The 23,884-nt window shown below is 58.3% G+C and carries 21 protein-coding genes and 2 tRNA genes; 14 read left to right on the top strand and 9 right to left on the bottom strand.

The features are described from left to right. Positions 1-258: 258 nt before the first annotated feature. The 3 genes from FF098_RS05955 (at position 259) to FF098_RS05945 (ending at position 3,689) form a co-directional block, all read left to right on the top strand. Complete coding sequence (locus FF098_RS05955) at positions 259-1,149, top strand: lipid-binding SYLF domain-containing protein (protein ID WP_166426353.1); 891 nt, start codon at positions 259-261, stop codon at positions 1,147-1,149. A gap of 144 nt (positions 1,150-1,293) precedes the next feature. Beyond that, positions 1,294-1,983 carry a hypothetical protein gene (locus FF098_RS05950; RefSeq protein ID WP_155138401.1) on the top strand — a complete coding sequence of 230 codons (690 nt, stop codon included), beginning with the start codon at positions 1,294-1,296 and terminating at the stop codon, positions 1,981-1,983. 917 nt (positions 1,984-2,900) lie between these two features. Then, complete coding sequence (locus FF098_RS05945) at positions 2,901-3,689, top strand: hypothetical protein (protein WP_155138399.1); 789 nt, start codon at positions 2,901-2,903, stop codon at positions 3,687-3,689. 179 nt (positions 3,690-3,868) lie between these two features. On the opposite strand, the gene clpA is transcribed toward FF098_RS05945, so the two are convergent. The 4 genes from clpA to FF098_RS05925 all read right to left on the bottom strand — a co-directional run bounded on the left by clpA (position 3,869) and on the right by FF098_RS05925 (position 7,895). Then, complete coding sequence (gene clpA, locus FF098_RS05940; RefSeq protein ID WP_155138397.1) at positions 3,869-6,199, bottom strand: ATP-dependent Clp protease ATP-binding subunit ClpA; 2,331 nt, start codon at positions 6,197-6,199, stop codon at positions 3,869-3,871. Positions 6,200-6,247: 48 nt separating this feature from the next. Further along, positions 6,248-6,637, bottom strand: a complete 390-nt coding sequence (gene clpS, locus FF098_RS05935) for an ATP-dependent Clp protease adapter ClpS (protein WP_155138395.1) — start codon at positions 6,635-6,637, stop codon at positions 6,248-6,250. Between the two features lie 165 nt (positions 6,638-6,802). Further along, a complete protein-coding gene (locus FF098_RS05930; protein ID WP_155138393.1) occupies positions 6,803-7,222 on the bottom strand; it encodes a DUF1499 domain-containing protein in 420 nt (139 codons plus the stop codon). 190 nt (positions 7,223-7,412) lie between these two features. Continuing rightward, entirely contained in the window at positions 7,413-7,895 is a 483-nt protein-coding gene (locus tag FF098_RS05925; protein ID WP_155138390.1) for a phasin family protein, read from the bottom strand. A 305-nt stretch (positions 7,896-8,200) separates the two neighbouring features. Between FF098_RS05925 and FF098_RS05920 the strand changes: the two genes are divergently transcribed. Together FF098_RS05920 and FF098_RS05915 are read left to right on the top strand one after the other, a co-directional pair. Next, on the top strand, positions 8,201-9,643 hold the full coding sequence (locus FF098_RS05920; protein ID WP_166426352.1) for a D-alanyl-D-alanine carboxypeptidase: 1,443 nt from the start codon (positions 8,201-8,203) through the stop codon (positions 9,641-9,643). A gap of 96 nt (positions 9,644-9,739) precedes the next feature. Beyond that, complete coding sequence (locus tag FF098_RS05915; RefSeq protein WP_166426351.1) at positions 9,740-13,030, top strand: toll/interleukin-1 receptor domain-containing protein; 3,291 nt, start codon at positions 9,740-9,742, stop codon at positions 13,028-13,030. A 3-nt stretch (positions 13,031-13,033) separates the two neighbouring features. Here FF098_RS05915 and FF098_RS05910 read toward each other — a convergent pair whose 3' ends face one another. The 3 genes from FF098_RS05910 to FF098_RS05900 form a co-directional block, all read right to left on the bottom strand. Next, positions 13,034-14,170: a hypothetical protein gene (locus FF098_RS05910; protein ID WP_155138384.1), complete on the bottom strand. Its 1,137-nt coding sequence runs from the start codon at positions 14,168-14,170 to the stop codon at positions 13,034-13,036. Between the two features lie 90 nt (positions 14,171-14,260). Continuing rightward, a tRNA-Gly gene (locus FF098_RS05905) sits at positions 14,261-14,334 on the bottom strand. A gap of 211 nt (positions 14,335-14,545) precedes the next feature. Continuing rightward, a tRNA-Tyr gene (locus FF098_RS05900) sits at positions 14,546-14,630 on the bottom strand. A gap of 139 nt (positions 14,631-14,769) precedes the next feature. Between FF098_RS05900 and rlmB the strand changes: the two genes are divergently transcribed. Beyond that, positions 14,770-15,591: a 23S rRNA (guanosine(2251)-2'-O)-methyltransferase RlmB gene (gene rlmB / locus FF098_RS05895; protein WP_155138382.1), complete on the top strand. Its 822-nt coding sequence runs from the start codon at positions 14,770-14,772 to the stop codon at positions 15,589-15,591. A gap of 64 nt (positions 15,592-15,655) precedes the next feature. On the opposite strand, the gene FF098_RS05890 is transcribed toward rlmB, so the two are convergent. Beyond that, the gene (locus tag FF098_RS05890; protein WP_155138380.1) at positions 15,656-16,180 is read right to left on the bottom strand and encodes an EF-hand domain-containing protein; all 525 of its coding nucleotides are present in this window, start codon (positions 16,178-16,180) and stop codon (positions 15,656-15,658) included. Between the two features lie 206 nt (positions 16,181-16,386). Further along, a complete protein-coding gene (gene ndk / locus FF098_RS05885; protein ID WP_155138378.1) occupies positions 16,387-16,809 on the bottom strand; it encodes a nucleoside-diphosphate kinase in 423 nt (140 codons plus the stop codon). 138 nt (positions 16,810-16,947) lie between these two features. On the opposite strand from ndk, the gene FF098_RS05880 reads away from it, so the two are divergent. The 8 genes from FF098_RS05880 to FF098_RS05845 all read left to right on the top strand — a co-directional run bounded on the left by FF098_RS05880 (position 16,948) and on the right by FF098_RS05845 (position 23,880). Next, positions 16,948-17,361, top strand: a complete 414-nt coding sequence (locus FF098_RS05880; protein ID WP_155138376.1) for a DUF4870 family protein — start codon at positions 16,948-16,950, stop codon at positions 17,359-17,361. Positions 17,362-17,425: 64 nt separating this feature from the next. Further along, positions 17,426-19,339, top strand: a complete 1,914-nt coding sequence (locus tag FF098_RS05875) for an ABC-F family ATP-binding cassette domain-containing protein (protein WP_229714520.1) — start codon at positions 17,426-17,428, stop codon at positions 19,337-19,339. Then, positions 19,339-20,001 (top strand): tRNA (guanine(46)-N(7))-methyltransferase TrmB, encoded by a 663-nt coding sequence (gene trmB / locus FF098_RS05870; RefSeq protein ID WP_155138374.1) that lies wholly within the window; start codon positions 19,339-19,341, stop codon positions 19,999-20,001. The genes FF098_RS05875 and trmB overlap by 1 nt, the downstream gene beginning before the upstream one ends. A gap of 122 nt (positions 20,002-20,123) precedes the next feature. Then, on the top strand, positions 20,124-21,203 hold the full coding sequence (locus FF098_RS05865; RefSeq protein ID WP_166426350.1) for a GGDEF domain-containing protein: 1,080 nt from the start codon (positions 20,124-20,126) through the stop codon (positions 21,201-21,203). A gap of 108 nt (positions 21,204-21,311) precedes the next feature. Continuing rightward, positions 21,312-22,553: a bifunctional alpha/beta hydrolase/OsmC family protein gene (locus FF098_RS05860; RefSeq protein WP_155138370.1), complete on the top strand. Its 1,242-nt coding sequence runs from the start codon at positions 21,312-21,314 to the stop codon at positions 22,551-22,553. 39 nt (positions 22,554-22,592) lie between these two features. Continuing rightward, complete coding sequence (locus tag FF098_RS05855) at positions 22,593-22,889, top strand: chorismate mutase (RefSeq protein ID WP_155138368.1); 297 nt, start codon at positions 22,593-22,595, stop codon at positions 22,887-22,889. After that, complete coding sequence (locus FF098_RS05850; RefSeq protein ID WP_155138366.1) at positions 22,886-23,422, top strand: PaaI family thioesterase; 537 nt, start codon at positions 22,886-22,888, stop codon at positions 23,420-23,422. Before FF098_RS05855 ends, FF098_RS05850 begins: the two co-directional genes overlap by 4 nt. Before the next feature lie 11 nt (positions 23,423-23,433). Next, positions 23,434-23,880, top strand: coding sequence for a PaaI family thioesterase (locus FF098_RS05845; RefSeq protein WP_155138364.1), 447 nt, complete (start codon positions 23,434-23,436; stop codon positions 23,878-23,880). Positions 23,881-23,884 lie beyond the last annotated feature (4 nt).

Below are 23,884 nucleotides of genomic sequence, written 5' to 3'. Positions count from 1 at the left end.
AGCGAACGATTTGTGATGTTTTAAAGGCAACCGGGTGGCACAGCTGCCTGGTTCTTTTATGCATGACCAACACCTCTCCATAAGTGGTTGATCATAAGGCCATTCCAATAAACGGGCATAAGTTCCTTCCCAAAAATTACCATTCGATGAAGGATCGGTAATTCCTCCGTACCGAACCTGTCTTCACGAAAATCGTTACCCTTCCGTCGGTCGTCGATGACGAGGACCGTGTCCAACGTAATGAGATGGAGGTTTGAGATGACCAAGATGATGAAAATGTTTGCCGCTGGTGCTTCTGCCACTGCCATGGCCTTTGCCGGTATCGCCGCAAATGCGCAAGACGATATCAGCGAGGCTGAAGAAGCCGCGACCAGCGCAGAACAGCTGAACCAGATCCAGCTGGCGCAATATCGCGACAATGATCGTATGGCGATGAATACCCAGACGACCACGCAAACCACTACCCGGACAAATCAGGATTGGGACAGCGACAGTCAGGACATGGAGAAAGACTGGTCCGCTGACGCCGCCACTGAAACCGAGTGGAGCGAGAAGAAGATGAAGTGGGACGCTGCGGCTCGTGCAACGCTTGATGAGTGCATCGCGCTGTCCGAGGCCTGTAATGTTGCCTCCAGCAACGCCGCCGGCATCCTCGTATTCCCTGAACTGACCTCCGCCAGCTTCATTGCCGGTGGTACGGGCGGTAAAGGTGTACTGATGGTCGATGGCCAGCCGCAGGGCTATTACCAGCTTGCAGCCGGTTCGCTGGGCTTCCAGGCCGGTATCGAGCAGGTCAGCCAAGTCATGACGTTCAACACCGAGAACGCGCTTGAAGACCTTACCGGCGATGCCGAATGGCGCACAGGCGCTGACGCCAAGGTGACCGTGATCAACGCTGGTGCCCAGGCCAAAGCCGTTGCCGATGGCGACCTTGACCAGCTTGGCGAAGTCAGCGCCATCACGTTCAATCAGGAAGGTTTTGCCGGTGGCATCTCGCTGGAAGGCATCCGCATTGCCGAGGTAACCTATGAAGACCAGAACGGCATGTTCGGTGACGACGATACCGACTGGACCGACGAACCCGTCATGGACGACATGGATGACATGGACGCCATGAACGAAGACCTTGAAGAAGACACTGGCATGTAATTGCCTGTCATCTGACAAGACAAGCCCCCGGTTCTGCCGGGGGCTTTTTTGTGCGCTATAATTTGATCGTTCCTGCTCAAGATCCCGATGGAAAATTCCTGCGCTTCAGGCAAAATATCGCTGACCAATTCAGGCAGGGATTCCATGACACGTCAGCTCCTTTTACTCGGTACCGTGATTACCGGTCTTTCTTTCGGCATCTCCAGTCAGGCCCAGACGGATATGGAGACCGGCCCTGAAGCACTGATCATGAGCTGGCACGAGCTATATGCACAGAACCCAGACGCTACGCCGATCACGCTCAAGGAGTGCAAGGACACCGGCTATTCCGCCAGCTGCACCTTCGATACCGGCATCCCGATGGTGCAGATGAGCGTCGAAGTGCCGGTCGAGGAGGATGAGATCGCCTTCCGCTTTGCCCGGCTGATGAAGGCGGGCGACAGCGTCGAAGACACGAACTCCGTCGTCCCGGCCATGCTTGCGGATTTCACGGACCCGGCTCTGGAGGTGCTGGGCTGGACAGGCGGCGACGAGGCGGAGGCATCGACCGAGATGAGTGCCGCAATCCGCGAGGACAGCCTTCCCGCCCTTCAAACGCTGGGTCCGGACAATGACGACATCCTGACCGACCATAACTGGGCGATTGTCTCCGGCAATTTCAGGCCGATGGCGAGTTTCCATATAGCCAGCTATTCGCTGAAGATCCTCGCCGACGGGCCGTATCTTTACGATGAGGCAATTGCCGAGGCGCGGACCGACAAGCAGCTGAAACGCGCCGCCGAGAGGCTGAAGGCGACTGCAGAGACGATGCAAGGGCAAGTGAAGAAGGACTAGCTGGTTTTTTCCTACCCTCCGGCCGAGGGGTGTTTCACCGGTGTCGATCTGTCAAGGGCGGCTTTGCCGCCGCGAAGCGGTTTCACCCTTGACTGATCGCCACCGGTAAAACGATTGCTCACCAAGCCTGTAAGGCAGACTCTGCCTTACAGGCATTGGCTGACTATTTATCTCTCCCTCCCCCTCCGCCCCTTCGGGGCACCTCCCCCGTAAACGGGGGAGGAATGGCATCGTACGGAATCCGAAGTGCTCGTTCGGCGAAGCCGGCGATGGGGGGCATGCACCGAAACCGCCGCCACTCTGCGAGTGCGAGCGCATAAAATCGATCCGCCTTCGCCAAGGCTACGGCGAGGCAAGGAGGGGGCCCGTGGAAGCGCTACCGGCTCCATAAGCAAAAATCTAAGTGTAGGTAGCCTCACGCTCCCACGGCGGTGATCTGGTGCCGGGACGATACGCGTCTCTCCGGTCCAGCCTGCCAAGGACTGGAACACCGCTCCGGCGGACGATGCGAAGCTTGCGCACACCCTCGAGCGCCGCCGGAAACCTGATGGGATGGCGCGGCCCCGCCGGTCACGGCGCCACCTCCATCCCCTGCCCCGATCCGCACCGGGACGATTGCGAGCATAGGCGGGTTGGGTAGCGCGGGGATAAGTTTTCCACAAATGCACCTCTCACGGTCCATCTGAGCGGATCAATATACTGCCACCAAAGAATTTGCGCCCGCCAGACAAAATTATAAGCTATTGTTATTTATATGTTTTTACATTTTTCGGATCGTTCTCTTTTGTTCTTTCCGCATTTTTGGCGCATCTCTGGCGCAAAAAAGCCGGTCATGACCGGCTTTCGCAATATTTTCTCATTAAGTATATTGACCCCACGACCGGATAAACCTTATATGATCATCGAAAGGAATAGTTATGACCGACGACGACCATAGCTCCAACGAGGACAGCGACGGCTCAGAGAAAAGAGCCCGATCTACAATTAGCTTTCCTTACAATGATCTGGATTCTGCCACGGAAGTAGCTCGAGCAATATTTAGTACAGGGGGACAAAGCTGTGAAAATGAACAGTTAGCGGGTGTACTAGATGTGTCAGCTCGCGGTGGAGCGTATAGGGCGCGCCTCTCGCCACCCAGAATTTTCGGGCTAATTGAAGTTGAAAGAGGTGGCGTCAGGCTTACACAGCTTGGAATGAATATTCTTGATCCGCAAAAGGATCAAAAAGCTCGCGTCGATTCTTTCCTGAGCGTTCCCCTCTATCGCCAAGTGTATGAAAGCTATAAGGGCAGGATGCTTCCAAAAGGTACTGCTCTTGAGGAAGAGTTTGTCCGGCTAGGCGTCTCGCCAAAGCAAAAAGATAAAGCGAGACAAGTTTTTGAGCGATCAGCAAGACAAGCAGGTTTCTATTGGGCCGGTGCTGATCGGCTTACTTTACCGATAATAAAAGATGGTCCCAAAGACACTGATGATCACGGCTCTACAAAAGACGAAAAAGCAGACGATAGAAAGGACGATTTTTCTAGTGAATTTGAGCTCCATCCTTTCATCGAAGGTTTGCTAAAGACCTTACCCAAAACTGGTGAACAGTGGGACCATGCAGCCCGAGTGAAATGGCTGAAACTAGCCGCCAACGCTTTCGACCTAATCTATACCGGCGAAGGTACTATCGAGATAAAAGAAATAAAAAGCACCGACAATTTCTAATACTGTCGGTGCTCTAAAATTGGGGGAAAGTGGTTGCTGCATAAAGCAGGTCGCTTACCGCTTTCTCTCCTATCCCCCGTCCAAAGGGGTGATGTGAGTAGCGGGGAAGGAGTGTCCAAAACCCTTCCCCGTTATGCTATCTTATATACTTTGCTTAAAAATCAGTCAAAAGCGTTTCACTACCGTTCGACCTTGGCCTCTTCGACCTTGCCGTTGCCTTCGCCCGGCTCGACCGATTCAGGGTCTTCCGGGATGTATTCGAAGGCGAGCTTGCCGGGGTCTTTGGCGTCGACCAGTACACGGACGATACCGCCCTTGCGCAGGGACCCGAACAGGATCTCGTCGGCGATCGGCTTCTTGACATATTCCTGGATGGTGCGGGCCAGTGGCCGTGCGCCCATCTCCTCGTCGAAGCCGCGCTCTGCGAGCCAGCGGGTCGCCTCTTCTGACAGTTCGAAGGTGACGTTGCGGTCGGCCAGTTGCGCCTCCAGCTGGAGGACGAACTTGGCGACGATGCGGTCGATGATCGGGGCCGACAGGCCGGCGAAGTTGATGATCGCATCGAGGCGGTTGCGGAATTCCGGGGTGAACAGGCGGCGGATCGCCTCGCCCTGCTCGCCGGACTTCTTGCCCGCGCCGAAGCCGATGGCGTTCTTCGTGGCATCGGCCGCGCCCGCATTGGTCGTCATGATGACGATGACATTGCGGAAATCGATCTTCTTGCCATGGGTGTCGGTCAGCGAGCCATTGTCCATGACCTGCAACAGGATGTTGTAGATTTCCGGGTGCGCCTTCTCGATCTCGTCGAGCAGCACGACCGAATGCGGGTGCTGGTCGACGGCGTCGGTCAGCATGCCGCCACCCTGTTCGAAGCCGACATAGCCCGGCGGTGCGCCGATGAGGCGCGAGACCGTGTGGCGTTCGCCATATTCAGACATGTCGAAGCGGAGCAGTTCGACGCCCATCATGGAGGCGAGCTGCTTGGCGACTTCCGTTTTGCCGACGCCGGTCGGGCCCGCGAACAGGTAGGAGCCGATGGGCTTGTCCGGTTCGCGCAGGCCGGCACGGGACAGCTTGATCGCGGCCGATAGCTGGTCGATCGCCTCGTTCTGTCCGTAGACGACGCGCTTGATGTCGTCCGGCAGGGAGCGCAGGCGCTCCACATCGTTCTTGGAGACCGACTTGGCCGGAATGCGGGCCATGGTGGCGACCACATCCTCGATCTGTTCGACGCCGATGGTCTCGACACGGTCCTCCGGCTTGAACAGCATCTGGCGGGCACCGGCCTCGTCGATCACGTCGATCGCCTTGTCCGGCAGCTTGCGGTCGGTCATGTATTTCGACGCCAGTTCGACGGCGGTCTTGATCGCCTCGTCGGTGTATTTCAGCTTGTGGTGATCCTCGAAATAGGACTTCACGCCGCGCAGGATCTCGATCGTATCGTGTACGGACGGCTCGGTGATGTCGATCTTCTGGAAGCGGCGGGCAAGGGCCCGGTCCTTCTCGAAATGCTGCTTGTATTCCTTGTAGGTCGTGGAGCCCATGCAGCGGAAATTGCCGTCCTGCAGTGCGGGCTTGAGGAGGTTCGAGGCATCCATGGCCCCGCCAGACGTCGCACCCGCACCTATGACGGTGTGGATCTCGTCGATGAACAGGACAGCACCGTCCATTTCGGTGATCTGTTTCAACACGGCCTTCAGCCGCTCCTCGAAGTCGCCGCGATAGCGTGTGCCGGCGAGCAGCGCGCCCATGTCTAGGGAATAGATGACGGCGTCTTCGAGGACTTCCGGCACGTCGCTCTCGACGATCTTGCGGGCGAGACCTTCGGCGATGGCGGTCTTGCCGACGCCGGGGTCGCCGACAAGGATGGGGTTGTTCTTGCGCCGGCGGCACAGCACCTGGATGGCACGTTCGACCTCGCGCTCGCGCCCGATCAGCGGGTCGACCTTGCCCTTGCGGGCCTTGTCGTTGAGGTTGATCGTATAGGCCTCGAGCGCATCCGGGCCCTGGCGGGTCTGGGTGTCGTCATCGTCGTTGATGCCCGATGGCGAGCGCGATTCGTTCATGGCCGGGTTCTTCGACAGGCCGTGGGAAATGTAGTTGACCGCGTCATAGCGGGTCATGTCCTGGGCCTGGAGGAAATAGGCGGCGTGGCTCTCGCGCTCGGCAAACAGGGCGACAATGATGTTCGCGCCCGTCACTTCGGAGCGGCCGGAGGTTTCCACATGGATGAGCGCACGCTGGACGACCCGGTGGAAGCCGGTGGTGGGCTTGGCCTCGTCGAGATCCTCGACGACCAGCTTGGCGAGGTCTTCTTCCAGATAGTCGATGATGTTCTGGCGCAGGAGCGCAATGTCGACCGAGCAGGCCTTCATGACGCCGATCGCGTCCGGGTCTTCGGTCAGGGAAAGCAGGAGGTGTTCAAGGGTTGCGAGCTCGTGCTTGTGCTCGCTGGCAATGGCTATGGCGCGATGGATGGTTTTTTCGAGATTTTCACTGAAAGCGGCCAAAAGATACTCCGTGGGGTTTGGTACTGTCTCTACTATGTGGGTACGCCGTTAATCCTTTTCCATGATGCACTGGAGCGGATGCTCGTTGCGCCGGGCCAGCTCAAGCACTTGTGCGACCTTGGTCTCCGCTACCTCGAAGGTGTACACGCCGCAAATGCCGACGCCTGTCTGGTGCACATGCAGCATGATCCGAGTCGCTTCCTCGCGGCCCTTTTTGAAGACCGCCTCGAGGAGCCAGATCACGAACTCCTGCGGTGTGTAATCGTCGTTCAGAAGAATGACCTTGTAAAGAGCCGGACGGGCGGGTTTGACGCGCGTCTTCGTGACCGTGCCGGTCTCGCGGCCCGGGTCCCCTCTTCCCGGATCATCATGGCCGGGATCATCGGGGTCGTTGTCGGCCAAGCGGATGGCAAGTGTGGCCGGAAAGGGTTTGGACATCTGGAATTTCATCGCGCGGCAGTCTGACATTTCAAAGTCTGGCATGATCTGAGTGAAGAAGGATCTAGTCTAACGGGGATTTCAGCACAGATCAGCCATAACCGGCCAACACTGTCCGTTTTGTGTTCCGGGGACCAACCCCCGCACGCGATAAACTGGGCCTGTTCAGTTATTTTTCAAGAGCAGCCGGCGCTCAAGGTCGGCAAGCCAGCCCATGACGCGCTGCCTGTTCACGCCGAAATCGAAATAGCCGAATTTCGCCTGGCTGTGCATCAGGACACGGGTCACGGGCAGCGCCTCCGCCCCCACATCCTCGGCGACGAATCGCACGGTGATGATATCGGGGAAGTGCAGGAAGCGTGTGCGCTGGACATATTCGCGCTGCCAGCCATCTGTTGAGCGGCCTGTTTCCTCCAGGCGGGGCTGTTCGGCGATAATGCTGTCCCAGACCTCGACGACCTGCGCCAGAGGCACTTCAAAAACCGGCGCGGTGACATCAAACCCCGCCTTGGGGCAGTACTCATCGGTACAGGCGAGGAAATTGTTTGGCCTGGACGGGCGGGAGAAGGTGAAGAAATCGATCATGGGCGTGCCTTTCGGGGGGGCCTTTCAGGGATGAGGCGGGTTGCAGGCGAAGGCGGCGGAGGCCCTATTGGTTCCTCCGCAACCGGTAGACGCGGATGCGAAAAGCCCGGCTGCAGGATGAACAGCCGGGCTTCGTGTACGCTACAGCGGTAAGGTCAGGCCATCCCCTTGATAGCCTACCAATCTGTCATCAGACGCGGAAGGACTGAACCTTCTCGACCATCGCGGTATAGCGGCGGCTGAGCGGCTCGGAGCAATCCTTGGCCGTCGCGATCCACATGTCGGAAAGCTTGTTCATCTGGGAGATGTTGGCTTCGAACGCGGAGCGGACGTAGTCGGTCTGGGCTTCCATGAAGTCCTGCGGCGTCTTGGCAGAAGAAATGGTCTTCATCTGCTCGACGGATTTCTCCATGGAGGATTTGGCGTAGTTGGCCTGCTCGGTCGCAATGTCCTCGAAGCCTTTGGCAAAGGTGGACGCGGAAGCGACGACGGCTTCGACGTTCTCCTTACCGAATTCGCCGAACTCGGCCATGCCCTTGGACATTTTTTCCATGTTTTCTTTCATGGTTGCCGAGGCTTGCGTGCTGTAATCTTTCATCTTCTCTTCGAATTTCTTCGCCATGTCGTTTGCGGCGTCGACAGTTTCTTCTTGAGCTTTCTTGGCTGCACTCATGATGGATCTCCTTTAAGTTCTGTCCCGTATGATACACACGGGATTAACCCGCTATGCCTATGTTGCACTGCACAAGATGGTGGAATTGGGGGCTAATGTCAAGAGTGTTTTGTGCAGCGCACAAATTTAATCATGAGTAGAAAATCGCAGACTCATGGTGTTTTGGTAAACAGATACTTAACCGGTTGTTTACCCAAATAGAAGAAAATGTAACCTGACATTGCAACTGTGATAATGTATCGTCTGCTGTAAATCACTAGGCAAGGGTATTGGGTAAAGCTTCAGACAGGGTTAGCATGAAATTTATGTCGATAGGTAAGTTGTGTTCAGTCGCCGCATTGGCAGTCGTGATGATGGCCTTTGCGCCCGTGTCGCCAGCCAGCGCCAACAGCAAGTATGCTGCTCTGGTGATCCATGCGGATACTGGCGACATACTGTTCGACAGATATTCCACCCAGAAGCGCTATCCAGCCTCTCTCACCAAGATGATGACGCTGTACATGCTGTTCCAGGAACTGGAAGCCGGCAATGTGGAGCTGGACACGAAACTCAAGGTCAGCAGTACGGCAGCCGCCATGCCCGCCTCGAAGCTGGGCGTCACGACCGGCTCCACGATCACTGTTGAAGAAGCCATTCATGCGCTCATCATCAAGTCCGCCAACGACGTTGCCGTTGTCGTTGCCGAGAAGATCGGCGGCAGCGAGAGCAAATTCGCCCGCATGATGACAGAGCAGGCCAATTCCATGGGCATGCGATCGACCACATTCCGGAATGCTTCCGGCCTGCCCAACTCCAGCCAGGTGACCACGGCGCGCGACCTCGCGATCCTGTCTCAGCGCGTGGTTCAGGACTTCCCGCAATATTACCACTTCTTCGGCGACACCTCATTCACCTGGAAGGGCAGCACCATCAAGGGCCATAACAGGCTTGTCGAAAGCTTCGATGGCGCTGATGGCCTGAAGACCGGCTATACCCGCCTGTCCGGCTACAACCTCGCCACGACCACCATGCGCGGCGACGACCGGCTGATCGGGATCGTGCTTGGCGGCCGCTCCAGCTACACCCGTGACGCCCACATGAAAAAGATCCTCGACGATGCCTATGAGGCGATCGAAGCGACACCGACACTCATCAGCGCCCTGCATCGGGAGAAGCCTGAACCGAACCTGAAGCCGACGACACTCGCTAAACTGGGCGGTACCTGGCCGAAGCAGACGACAGAACCCGACAGGCTGGAAATCCTCGCCTCTGCTGACATGGGGACCGTTTCCGGTTCCCCGGCCCTGCAGGCCCAGCTGAAAGAGAAAATCGAGTCCGGCGACTGGAAAGACAGCGACGGCCTGACAACGGCTGACGATCTCGGCGAAATGATCAATCTCAGCGATGCCGACAAGCTCAACACCGCCGCCCTGCGTCTCGCCACGGCTGAGGAAGACGACATCAATATCGGTGAAGGCGACATCGACTATGCCAGCCTCAGCCGCGAACGCCGCTGGTCGATACAGACCGGTGCCTATCGCGATGCCTCGCTCGCCAGTACTGAAATGGTCAACACCAAGACCGTCATCGCTGGCGTCGCCGATATTCTCATCAACGAGATTTCAGAAACGACATCTGCCGGCAAGCCGATCTATCGCATCCGTTTCAACGGTATGACTGAGGACGAGGCCCAGAAGGCCTGCAAGGCGGTGATCAAGGAAGGTGGCGACTGTTTCACGCTGGTCAATCCGGCCATGTCAGGCACCTGATCGGGATTTCCTGCACAGCTGGCATTTTAAAACACATGAAAGGGCTGCTAGGCAGCCCTTTTTCTTTGTGCCATGCTTCCTTTGGGGAGTGGGGCAATGGACTACAGATATCGCGCTTTCATCAGCTACAGCCATGCCGACCACGGCTGGGCCGTGTGGCTGCACAAGGCGCTGGAGACCTACAAGGTTCCAAAGCAGGTCATCGGCCTGACGACACCCGTCGGCACGGTGCCGAAAAAGCTTGGCCGCGTCTATCGTGACGAGGCCGAGGAAGGGGCGGCATCGGAGCTGGGCCCACGGATCGAGGCAGCGCTGGAGACGTCCGATGCGCAGATCATCATCGCCTCCCCCAAATCGGCAAAATCACAATGGGTCGACAAGGAAATCCGCAAGTTCAAGTCGCTGGGTCGCGAGACGCGCATCTTCGTGCTCATCGTCGATGGCGAGCCCCACGCGAAGGACCCTGCGCAAGACTGCTTTCCCGATGCGCTGAAATGGAAGGTCGGACCGGACGGCAACCTTTCCGACGAACCTGCAGAACCGCTCGCCGTCGATGTGCGCAAGTTCGGCAAGCACGATGCTCTGGTGCGCATTGCAGCTGGCATTCTGGGGCTCGGTTATGATGACCTGAAACAGCGCGATCTGCAGCGCCAGCGTGCCGCCCAGCGGCAGGCGCAGGCGCTGTTTGCTGGCGCCCTGACCCTGTTCACCGGTGCCATTGTCGCCGGTGCGCTTTCTATCGGCCAGACGAAGATCGTCGCAGACCGGGAGTCGCTGTTGTTCGCAGATCGCGCCCGGCAATATGCCGAAGCCGGTGACGAGCGTCGCGCCCTGCTCTGGGCTGTCGGTGGCCTGCCAGATGACAGTGTGCTGATCAAACCGGATGATGGGCACGCCCGGGCGCAATTTGCCAGATCGTTCAACACGCACCTGACCCTGCCGACACAGGTCATGGCGGCAGATTTCTCCAGTGACGGGTCGCGCGTCGTGACGCTGAATGAACACTGGGAAAACTATGATAGCCCGGAAGAAAAACCGCCATTCTATGTCTGGGATACGGCAACGGGCGACTTGCTGTTCACTCTCGGAGAAGGCGTGTCAGGCCCGAATTACGGCAGCGACGCCCCGGCCTTCAGTGACGACGACACGATGATCTCGGGCTGGGATGGTGGCGCCTTGAAAATCTGGGATGCAACGAGCGGTGAGGAAATATCGAGGCTTGAAGAGCCGCTATACTCTCCGGTCATGATGCCGGACAATGAGCGCTTCCTGGCTCAAGACGACGATAGCCAACTCGTTCTCATCAATTTCAGGACTGGAGAGCGCACTGAACTGACTGGCCACGACGGCTATATCCTCTCCTTCGGCACGGACAGATCAGGCAGCACGATCTTCAGCGTCGCAGAAGACGGGAGGGCAATCATCCGTGAGGGAAGTACCGGCGATATAGAGACGGTCATCGAGGCCTCCTCCATCGAAAGCCTTCCTTCAGGCGATTATTTCAACGAAGCGATGATCTCTGCCGATGGCTCGACGCTGGTCACCAAGTTGGAGAGCACGGGTATTTTCATCTGGGACACCGAAACCGGCGGCTTCAAGGGAGAAGTATACGCGCCGTTCGGGGCCGTTTGGCCGATATCGATATCTGAACAGGGCGACCTGCTGCTCTATCGCGATGGCGTCGGCGTACACCAGCATTTCGTGAATTACGGTTACAGCAAACAGTTCGAGGGAGCCTACAGCACGGTACGCGATGCGCGCTTCCTGCCCGGCGAGCGCGAAGTACTGATTGTCGACACCTATGGCGATGCGGGCATCTGGTCTTCCAATAAGGACAACGAGGCATCCGTCGGCGAGTTCTTCGAGCTGGGCATGGTCAGGCCGGCTTTCAAAAATGATGTCGAGGTTCGGGAGGTGAGCTCGCTCATCGCCGACAGCTATGACGATACGGGGGGTATTTATTTCGACGATGAAATGCGCTTTGCGTTGGTCGCAAATTACGATCCACCGGCTGTGCTGTGGAAGATAGACAAGGATCGACCCGAAAAATTCTTCGATGGAGGCGACGTAACGGCCAAATCCATGGCTTGGCACCCCAATGGCCTGAGCCTTTTACTGCGGGGAAATTTCGGTGAAACCCTTATGGTCGATGCTGTTACCGGAGAGCCCCTGTGGATACTGCCCGCAATGGCGCAAAGCGAAATATTCAACGATACGATCCGTGCAGAGATCAGTAATGATGGCAAAAGTGTCATCCATCAGGATCAGTCAGGACGGCTTCTGGTTGTGGATGCAGAAACCGGAGAGACACGTCATGCGCTCGGCCATCCCAGCCCTGTGAAATTTGCATCGTTCGCTGCTGACGGTCTCACCCTCCATTCCTATCACGAGGATGGGCAGTTTATCTCCTGGAATGTCAGGTCTGGCGAAAAAGTTCTGAATTGGGCGACCGGCGACTATTGGGGTCGCATGCAACTGAGCCGGGACGGAAGTCACGTCATGCTTAGTGACTACACCGAAGCCACAGTTTACGATACCGCCAGTGGACAGGCCCTGTCGACGATCTCTCACCCCTACAAGGAAGAGAGCGGGAGGCTTACCAGCCTGGAAATCAGCCATGCAATTCTCAGCCCCGATGGCCGTCATGTGCTGACCAGTACGCGCGATTTCAGGGAAGCCTATCTGTGGAATGCCGATACCGGTGCACTGGTTCATCGCCTCGGCCCGATGGCCGGTGAGCCAAATGTATTGGCGTTCAGTGCCGATAACCGATACGCCGTCATCGGCGGGGACTTCAATGATCTGTCCGTACGCGTCTGGGACATACAGACCGGCAGACTGTTGAATACTTTCTCAGAGCTTGATGGCGAGATCATGAAGCTCTCCTCCAGCCCCGATGGACGACACTTGCTGGCTACCTCCTGGCAGGGCAAGGGCATGATGCGCGACATGGAGACCGGTCAGTTGATCGTGAAATTTCCAGGCCATGGCAAGCCTTATTCCGCGGCGGGGTTTGCGCCGGACGGTAGCCGGTTCGCCACGCTGGACCTTGAGGGCAATCTCCATATCTACGACGCCAGGCAAGACCTGACGGCCCTGTCCTCAAGCGAGATGCGCAAAATGGGATGTGCCCAGATCGAACAGCAGGGTGTCGATCAGTTCGATATTTCATCCCCTATCCTGGAAGGCATGGGTGCCGGCAGACAGCCTCTCACCAATCCCTGCGACAGACGCGGCATGCTGAGCACTGACTGGTGGGGCCCGACGATGCAGAACTGGTGGAACACGCTTTTCTCACCCTCGGGAGAGACCGAAACCGTTGCAAGGGCGGAAGATTTCCTGCTTTTCGATGCGACCGTACCGATGGAAAACGAAGGCACAGAATAAATATCAGACCACGAACCGGGCGCGGGCATTGGTATAGAGGAAGTCGACCATCTCGAGGAACGCCGTCTCCTCTAGGTGGATGGCAGCTTTCAGCCGTTCGCCCACATCACTTGACGTGGTGAAGGTCTTCTCAACGGCCTCGACCCGGCGCTGGTAATCGACGGTGCGCTGGATTTCACGCTCAGGCTGCAGGCCCTCTTCCACCGCCTTGATGCAGACGGAAAACAGCAGCGAGAGGACGGCCAGCACGCCTGCGGCGATCGGGAACAACCCGGTGATCCCGACGAGGATAAAGATCAGGGCGGCGGCGTTGCAGGCAAGGCCTATGACGATCGTGCTGGAGGACAGGAATTTCAGCCGCCTTGCCTGAACCCGTGGATGGACCCAGAACTTGCCCTCTTCCTCAAGCTTGTAGCGGTTATATTGCAGCTGCCCCAGCACGCGCAGGCGGTAGTAGGCATCGAGCAATTGCTCAACTGCCGGGCTACTCTGTACCGTGCTGACTTCACCGATGTTCTTTTTCCAGGACGGTTCAAGCCAGACCGGCGGGCCGGGCATATCGTCATTGATGAGTACATCATAAGGCGTTGCAGGATTGATGGCGATGTAAGATGAATATTCCGCGTCGATCTGGTCGATAAAACTCGTCTGCAGGCGACCATAGGCGATCTCGCGCTGTCGCAGCCAAGTGGCCCTTCCCTCTTCATTCCCCGCTGCATCAGCTAAATCAGAGGCATGAGCGATCATGTACTGATAGTTCCACTGGCGCAGGCGCTCCGTTACCAGACGATTCTGTAGCCAGGCCCGCTTTGCCTTGCCGGTCAGTACGCCGACATTGCCGAGAAAGATCGCCGCGGTACCGGCAAACAGGCCAATGACGGCCATCACCGTCAGTATGACGCCGGAAAGACCAAGGACAGCATCGGACAGGCAGAAGGCCGGTTCCGTCAGGGCGATGACGAATGAGAAAAACGTCATGCCGATGACGAACAGGCCGAGAGCCCTTACCCGCGTCTTCAGCGCCTTGCCCGCCGCATCGAACCGCCTGAAGTCGATCTGCAATTGCTCGTTATGGAGGGCAAAGAACAGGTCCGGATATTCCAGCGCCGCCTGATGGCGCTGTTTCTCGTCGATCAGCAATTCATCGTTGAACCGGAACTGAATGACGGCCTCTCCCCCTGCCCGTCACGAAGAATGACCGGTTTTCAGCATTATTGGCAAGCGAGAAACTGGAGCGGGTAGCGGGAATCGAACCCGCATATTCAGCTTGGAAGGCTGCTGCTCTACCATTGAGCTATACCCGCCTTCGCTGCGCTTCGGCGGGGCAAGCCCGCGCTGTCACAGCGAGCACCTTGGATACGAAGGTGTGGCGGCGATTGCAAGGGGGATTTGGGTGTGGGGGCTTGGAGCAAACGATATTTGGAGAGCCAGTCCGTAGGGCCCCTGCCGAGGCATCCAAAATCTAGATTTGATCCACTGGATCAAATCTTTTGCCTTCAGCAAACCGATTTTGAATGGTGGAGGGGGCTGGATTCGAACCAGCGTACGCTATGCGGGCAGATTTACAGTCTGCTGCCTTTAACCACTCGGCCACCCCTCCACAGGGCTCACGAGATTACCGTGTGCGGTAAAGAGCAGGCGTTATAGAAACGACTCGGGGACCTTGCAACACCTAAGCTGCCCTACCGGAATGTTTTTTCGTGCTTTTCCTGCCCATTGCACTCCTGTATGGCGTCGCCATGAACAATAAACGCCCCTCTTCCCGCAAGCCATCCTCCAAACACAGCCAGAGCGGCGGTAAACCGCGTCCAAAGAAAGGCCCGCCGCATCGCCATGAGCGCGAGCTGGACGAGGATCGCCCGGTCTGGCTCTATGGCCGCCATGCCGTTGCCGCCGCCCTGAAAAACCCCGAGCGCAAGATCCACCGGCTGGTCGCGACCCTGAATGCGGCCCAGTGGCTGAAAGATCAGGGTATCGAGGCAACACCCGATGACCTGAAGCCTGACGCCATTGACGGCATGCTGCCGCCCGGCTCGGTCCATCAGGGCCTTGCCGCCTATATGGACGAACTGCCCCGCGCGCGGCTGAAAGAGACCTGCCAGCCGGTCGAGGGTGAAAAACGTCCGGTAATCGTGCTCGACCAGGTGACGGATGTGCACAATATCGGCGCGATCTTCCGCACTGCCGCGGCCTTCAACGCCCGGGCAATCATCGTGCAGGAGCGACGCACGCCCCCGCTTTCCGGGGCGCTTGCCAAGGCCGCCGCTGGTGCCGTGGACATCGTGCCCTGTGTTCAGGCCGTCAATATCGCGCGCTCGCTGGAGGCGCTGAAAGAGATGGGATACTTCTGTGCCGGCCTCGCCGGGGAAGCGGACACGCTGGTCGCCGACATGCCAAAGGACAAGCCCGTCGCTCTCGTTATGGGGGCCGAGGGGGCGGGCCTTCGCGAGCTGGTCGGCCAGACTTGTGACATGCTCGTGCGCATTCCGATCGCGGCGGAGATGGAAAGCCTGAACGTATCGAACGCCGCCGCCATCGCGTTGTACGAAACAGGCCGATAAAAAAAGCCCGCCTCAGCGAGGCGGGCAGTTTTGAGGGTATCCAAGTAGGGTAGTCAGGGTAGGATCAGCTGACCGAAGTCTGGAAGCGCGCGATATTCAGCGTGTAGACCTCAAGTTCAGGACCGCTCAGACGGCCATCTTCGTTGAAGTCGACTTCGGCAAAATCATTCAGCTTTGCAGCAATCCACTCGCGACGATCCATCGCGCTGTCGGAGCCGGCAAAGGCATAGAATTCATTGCGGGCGATCGCATCGATCGTTGTCTGCTCATAAGAGGCCAGACGACCCGTCGCTTCATTTGGAAGCGTGATGTGGAAGGTCTGACGGCCGTCGATTGCGACCACGCCGTTGAAACGGGACAGGGATGCATTCACCACAGCCTGGGAAGCGTATTCGTCAATCGAGATCAGGCCGTCGCCATTCACGTCGATCTTGTCGAACATGTTGTCGGCGTTCAGGCGAGCATCTTCGAGAACGATTTCGGTGCTTTCAGCGCCGAACTGACTCGGCACAACATAAGTGCTGGCGAAGCTTGCGGCACCGAATCCGGTTGCGGCGATGCCCAGTAATACAGCAGTTGTACGTTTCATGACCTTTACTCCTTGTTCCCATAAATAACGGTCTGATGCCGATATTTGTTCCCCGCATCGTCTTTTTCGCGACGTGATACAGGTCTTTTCAGGGCAAATGTGGCTTCTTTTTGCACATGTGGGAAAGAAAGAGGCAGCCTGAAAGGCTGCCTCACGAAACTGTGTATCCCAGTGTTCATGCGGGGTTCAGCCCGCAAGCATCTGATTTAGCCGACGATTTCGTCGTCAGAGAAGAAAAAGGCGATCTCGTCTTTCGCCGTATCCGGGCCATCGGAGCCGTGAACCGAGTTTTCGCCGATGGATTCAGCGAATTCAGCACGGATCGTGCCCTCTGCGGCGTCAGCCGGGTTGGTGGCGCCCATGATTTCGCGGTTGCGGGCAACGGCATTCTCGCCTTCCAGAACCTGGACGACAACCGGGCCGGACATCATGAATTCAACCAGTTCGCCGAAGAACGGACGCTCTTTATGGACAGCGTAGAAGCCTTCTGCCTGTTCCTGGCTCATATGGATGCGCTTGGATGCAACGACGCGCAGGCCGCCCTCTTCCAGCTTGGAAATGATCTTGCCGGTGATGTTGCGGCGCGTTGCGTCCGGCTTGATGATCGAAAAAGTGCGCTCGAGGCCCATGGTTCGGTATCCTTGTACAGTGGAAAGAAATTGGTGTCGCGGGCCTATAGCAATGGGGAAGCGGCCTAGCAAGTCCTGCCGGACCACTCTATATAAACTGATACAGACAGAGGGCGTCAAAACAGGAATGAGAGAAACATGAGCGATTTATCCGCTTCCCAAGGCTCTTCCCGCGATGACTCCGTCCAGATGCCCATCGTCATTTATGTGCTTTATCTGGTCGGGTTTTTCACGATCATCACGCCTGTGGTGGGCCTGATCCTCGCCTATGTCAGCAAATCACGTCCCACGACCTGGCTCGACAGCCATTATGACAATGCCATCCACGTCTTCTGGAAAGGCATTCTCTACATGATCCTGTCTGTGGTGATCATCTGCCTGTCTATTCCCTTTTTCGTTCAGGAACAGATCCTGCCCGGCGTTCTGGTTGCGCTTATCGGTGCCCTCGCCTCACTGGGCCAGCTCGTCTGGTATATCGTGCGCTGCGTAAAGGGCATCATGATTGCCTCCGACAGGCGGGCCTATCCGGACCCGGAAAGCTGGGGTTTCTGACCCACGCCTCATTCGCTGCGAAAGGGATTTATTCCGCTCGCGCTAGCGGCTATGACCCTCGCCCATGATGCTGCATATCAACGACCTGACCTATCGCATTGAAGGGCGCGTGCTGTTCGACCAAGCAACGGCGGCGATCTCCGATGGCTGGAAGGTCGGGTTCGTCGGGCGCAATGGCACCGGCAAGTCGACCATGCTGAAGCTGATCCGCGAAGAGATCTCGCCAGATGACGGCTCGCTCTCCCTGCGCAAGGGTCGGCGCATCGGTTCGGTCGCGCAGGAAGCGCCGGCGACGAAGGATTCGCTGCTGGACACAGTGCTGATCGCCGATGCCGAGCGCACCGCCCTGCTCGCAGAAGCAGAAACCGCGACCGACCCGATCCGCATTGCCGAAATCCAGACACGCCTCGCCGATATCGATGCCCATTCAGCCGAAGCGCGCGCGGCGATCATCCTGTCGGGCCTCGGTTTCGATCACAATGCGCATGCCCGTCCGTGCTCTGACTTTTCGGGCGGCTGGCGCATGCGGGTCGCCCTTGCTGCCGTCCTGTTCTCAGCCCCCGACCTCTTGCTGCTCGATGAGCCGACCAACTATCTCGACATGGAAGGTGCGCTGTGGCTGGAGAGCTATATCCGCCGCTATCCGTATACGGCGCTCATCGTCAGCCACGACCGCGGCCTCTTGAACAGCGCGGTCACGCATATCCTTGCGCTGGATCAGGGCAAGCTGTCCGTCCATAACGGCAATTACGACACCTATGAGCGCCGCAAGGCGGAACAGCGGGCAGTGGCAATGGCGCAGGCGACCAAGCAGGAAGCTGCCCGCCGCCACATGCAGGCCTTCGTCGACCGGTTCAAGGCGAAAGCTTCGAAAGCCAAGCAGGCGCAGTCACGCGTCAAGATGCTGGAAAAGATGCAGGAAATCTCGATCCCGATCGAGGAGCGCACGATCCCGTTCCACTTTCCAGATCCCAAACCGCCCATGGCGCCGCCAATCATCCGCGTGGTCGAGGCCGACCTTGGTTATACGGAGGGCCAGCCGGTGTTGCGCGACGTGAACCTGCGCATCGACCAGGACGACCGGATCGCAATCCTCGGCGCCAACGGCCAGGGCAAGTCGACGCTGGTCAAGGCAATCTCGGGCCGCTTGCCCGCCCTTGCCGGCAATATCTACAAGTCGAAGAAGCTGCGCATCGCCTATTTCGCCCAGCACCAGATCGACGAGTTGAAGCCGAAGCAATCGCCCTATGACCATGTCCGCGCGCTGATGCCGGACGGCACGGAAGCGGAAGTGCGCGCCCGCACGGCGCAGATCGGGTTCGGGCCGGACAAGGCCGATGTGCTCGCCGAGAAACTGTCGGGCGGTGAAAAAGCGCGGCTCCTGTTCGGGCTCATTACCTTCGAGGGCCCCCACCTGATGATCCTCGACGAGCCGACCAACCACCTCGACATCGACTCGCGCGAGGCGCTGATGCTGGCGCTGAACGAGTATCAGGGTGCGGTCATACTAATCACCCACGATGCACACCTCGCAGAGGCGGTCGCCGACCGGCTGTGGCTGATCAAGGATGGCAAGGCCGCACGGTTCGAGGGCGACCTGTCGGATTATCGCGACCTGATCCTCGAGGCCAACCGCACCGAGAAATCAGAAAAGAAACCGGCAGATACCAGGCCGGTGATCAACAAGGCCGACCAGCGCAAGGCCGCCGCCGATATGCGCAAGGCCCTCAGCCCACTTAAGAAGAAATGCGAAGAGCTGGAAAAGCTGATGGACCGGCTGCAGGGTGACATCGCGAAGCTGGACGAGGCCCTGGCGGCGCCAGGCCTGTTCGAAACGGATATCGACAAGGCCACACAACTCTCCAAAGATCGCGCCCGCGCGGTCGAGGCGCTGGGACAGGCCGAGGAAGACTGGCTCACCGCCAGCGAAATCTACGAAAACGCCAAGGCCGAAGCCGAGCAGGCCCTGCCCGGCTGATGACGGCTTCATCCTCCCGCAGAGTTACCTCAAACCAGTCTGGTATTCACGACGACCTGCAAGCGCGGGTTCTACGATATCGGGATACGGATTTTCGCAAGCCGCCAGCCATCCATTCCCGCAAGGCATTCGACACGCTGAACGCAATAAGGGCCGCGCATCGGGGTATACCCGTCATTCTTGATTCCGGCTGCGGCACGGGCGACAGCACGAGGGCGCTGGCAGAGCGTTATCCGGACCACCTTGTCATCGGCATCGATCGGTCTTTCGCCCGGCTGACGCGGGAGCGCGAGCCGCTACCCGCCAATGCGAAGCTGGTGAGGGGTAACCTCATGGATATCTATCCCATGATGGCCGGAGACAGCTGGCAGCTGGCCCGGCACTACCTGCTTTATCCCAACCCATACCCAAAGGCTGCGCATCTGACCCGGCGATGGCATGCCTCACCGGTGTTTCCTTCAATCCTGGCGCTTGGCGGCATGATTGAGTTGAGAACAAACTGGCGGATATATGCGGAAGAATTTGCCCATGCCCTGACGGTCTATAACTGCGAAGCGAGTCTGGAAGAGGTACTCGCAGTCAGCAATCCGTTAACACCCTTTGAGAGAAAGTATCACGCCAGCGGCCACCGGCTGTGGCGCGTCGTGGCTCGCAACCCCTGATCTGTGACTTTCATTGAATTACTTTAAAATACTGCATTTCATGGCAGCCATTAACCAATTTCCCATCAATTTCCCCGATTATCAGGACAATGAGAAAAAGCACGATTGTGCGGGGGATCTTGATGAGCCAGACCGAAAATACAAAATACACAACGCAGGTCGCGACGGATGACGATTATTCGCACAGCGTCCAGGTCGCCAGCGAGGTGTTCGACCTTGTCGCCCGTTACATGACACCGCCAAAGCCGAAGACGTATGAACTCTGGTATTCCTACGCCTCCCGCGACAACGAGGCCCTGCGCGAGGATGTCGAGGACATCCTGCGCAAGAGCGGTACGCTGAGCGAATACGATATCGACCAGATCCTGTCGGAATATCGCGACAACGAGAAAAGGATCGTCCAGGCGCAGGATGCCATCGGCAAGCACTTCGACAAGGAGTTGTCGAACATCCTCCACATGATGGAGACCAGCGCGGACCGGAGCCAGGATTATTCAGACAGCCTCGGCGAGGCGAACGAGATCCTGCCCGGCCTGTCCGATCCGGCAAAAATCCGCGATCTCGTGCAAAAACTGATCCTGCGCAACAAGGAAATGCAGGTCCAGACCGAAGCGCTGAGCGAAAACCTCAACCGCTCGAAAGACCACATCCAGTCGCTGCGCGACGACCTTGCCGACCTGCGCGCCCGCAGCCTGAAAGACCCGCTGACCCAGGTCGGCAATCGCGGTTTCTTTGACGCGACGCTGGCCCATGAGATCGCCTCGGCCAAGGCCGCCGGCCATGACCTCTGCCTCGTGATGACCGATATCGACCATTTCAAGAAGGTCAACGACGTGCACGGACATGTCATCGGCGACTGGATCCTGAAGGATTTCGCCGCAATGATCTCGTCCTCCATCAAGGGGCGGGACTCCGTCGCCCGCTATGGCGGCGAGGAGTTCGGTATCGTCCTGCCGATGACCGATGTGCGCGGCGCAAAAGCCCTGATCGAGAGCATCCGACGTCAGTTCGAAGGCAAGGAACGGATACTGAAAACGACCGGCAAGCCTATGGAAGCGGTTACGGCTTCCTTCGGTATCGCCAGCCTCAGCGAGAGCGACGATGCGCTCAGCCTGCTCAGCCGCGCCGACGAGAAGCTGTATGAGGCCAAGCGCGGCGGCCGCAACAGGACCGTCACCGACGAGCTGTCTCACTCAGCCTGACAGCGATGCCTGACAATTGTATCCAGAGCCCCGCACGAGCGGGGCTTTTTCTGTTCATAGTCCCTATATGACCGATAGCAGCCAGATAGCAGCTAGGAGAGGCACGCCATGGCAGGCAATATCGTCAAGCACACTTTCACCGGCGCATCGGGCGCGCAGCTCTCTGCCCGTCTGGACATGCCCGCTGGCAGGGTCGAGGCCTATGCGCTGTTTGCCCATTGCTTCACCTGCTCAAAGGACCTGACGGCCTCGCGCAAGATTGCCGAATCGCTGACGGCTTCGGGGATTGCCGTCCTGCGGTTCGATTTCACCGGGCTGGGCAGTTCGGAGGGTGATTTCGCCTCCACCAATTTCTCCCTGAACCTCGCCGACCTGAAGAGCGCGGCTGATTACCTGCGTGAGCATTATGAAGCACCAAGCCTGCTCGTGGGACATTCTCTGGGCGGGGCCGCCGTCATCGCCGTCGCGGCGGAGATACCGGAGGTAAAGGCTGTCGCCACAATCGCTGCCCCCGCCGACGCTACCCATGTGACGGAGAATTTTGCCGGCAAGCTCACCGAGATTCGAGAGAAAGGCGAGGCGCAGGTGAGCCTTGGCGAGCGGCCGTTCACGATCAGGAAGCAATTTCTCGATGACCTCGACCGGCATGATGTCGAAAAGAGCGCCGCGTCCCTCGACCGCGCCCTGCTCATCCTGCACTCGCCGATCGATGCGACCGTTGGCGTCGACAATGCACGGCGCCTGTTCGAGGCGGCACGCCACCCGAAAAGCTTCTGCTCACTCGACCAGGCCGATCATCTGCTGTCGGACAAGCGCGATGCCGCCTATGCCGCGACTGTCATCTCGGCCTGGGCGACCCGCTATATCGGTACCCGCGACCCGATGCCGGAAGAACAGGAAGAAGATGGCTTCGTCGAGCTGACCGAAACCGGCCATGGCAAGTTCCAGAACGCGGTCAAGGTCGGCCCCCACGGCATGCTGGCAGACGAGCCAACCAGTGTCGGCGGCCTCGGCACGGGCCCGACGCCTTACGAGTATCTCTCCATCGCGCTCGGTGCCTGCACCAACATGACGCTGCGCATGTATGCCGACCACAAGGATATACCGCTGGAGAAAGTCTCGATCCGCGTACGCCACGACCGCAAGCATATCGATGACTGCGAGCACTGCACCGAGGACGACCGTGCCATGGGCACCCATATCGACCATTTCGAAAGGGAGCTGACCTTCACCGGCGACCTCGACGAGGCGACCCGCAAACGCCTGCTGGAAATTGCCGACAAATGTCCTGTTCACAGAACCCTTGAAAAAGGAGCGAAAGTGCTCACAAAGGAGGTTCGTGAAGCATAAAGCGCCAAACCCCGAAAACGGGCAGGAGAAGGACAGGACATGAGCAAGGCACCGCAGGACTGCAAGGACATGGATGAAGTACGCATTGAGATCGACCGCCTGGACGCGGCAATCGTCGATCTGATGGCCGAGCGCTGGGGCTATGTCGACCGTGCCTGGCAGCTCAAATCCAAGCCCGAGGAAGCAACTGTACCCTGGCGTATCCAGCAGGTGATCGATCGTGTTAAGCAAAGGGCCGATGAAAAAGGCCTGCCCCCGTCGCTGGTGGAAGCCCTGTGGCGCCAGCTGATCGGCTGGGGCATTCAGTATGAAGAAGAAAAACTGCGCAATCCATGAATGACACGCCTGCCCCCAATACCAAAAAGCCGGACAATCAGAAACTCGAAATAGGCGACGACCTGCCAGACTTCATCCTGCCGATGATGGAGGCGTCGCGCCAGTTCATCCAGAACGAGCACAATCTGTTTGCCCGGCTGAAGACGTTTCGGCCGACAAGGATCATGCGCGGTCAGGCCGATTTCAGCATCACCGTGCCGGCGGACTTTTCGGAAGGCGCCTCTGCCTCAGGAGAACGGGTCATTCATGGCGGCATCTTCACCATCCTGCTCGATACGATCCTTGCCTATACGGTTTGGACGCGCCTCGACCAGTTCATGCCGATCGCGACGATCAATCTGAAAACGGACTATCTGGGCCATGCGGAACCGGAACAGGCGATCAAGGTGATGGCCCATTGCGAGGGCATCGCCGACGATGTCGCCTTCTGCTCCGGCAAGGCAGTTTGCGCCGAAACAGGCGATGTAATTGCGCTCGCCGAAGGCACGTTCATGGTCGGCACCAAGGGGCGGTCCTCCGCCTCGCGGCTGTGAGGGAGGCGACGATGGCAAACGGCGTTCCCGAGTTGAGCCCCGATGCGCTGGAGCGCATTCAGAATGATATTGCCAGCTCCGGCATGAGCCAGTGGCTCAATATCTCTGCGAGAACCGAGGGCGATGCCCTCACCTATCGCCTCGGCTTTGCCGAAGGGCATATCGGCAATCCGATCATCCGCGCCCTGCACGGCGGCGTCATCTCCTCCTTCCTGGAAAGCTGCGCGCGGCTGGAACTCATCGCCCGCCTCTCGCCGTCTGTGCGCCTGCGCACGACCAGCGTCCACACCAGCTATTTTCGTTCCTCAAAGGCAGAAGACATGCTGGCGCGGATATCCCTGCAGCGTGTCGGGCGCCGTTTTGCCTTTATCGAGGCAACCGGCTGGCAAGGCGAAGAGGACAATATCGTCGCCCGATCTGCCATCGGCATCCGCGTGATGCGAACCGACGAAGACTGACCCC

It is taken from the genome of Aquisalinus luteolus, assembly GCF_009712425.2.
Classification (GTDB): Bacteria; Pseudomonadota; Alphaproteobacteria; order Caulobacterales; family Parvularculaceae; genus Aquisalinus; species Aquisalinus luteolus.
Note: the sequence above shows the minus strand (reverse complement) of the source record. Positions and strands in the feature narration are given on the sequence as shown.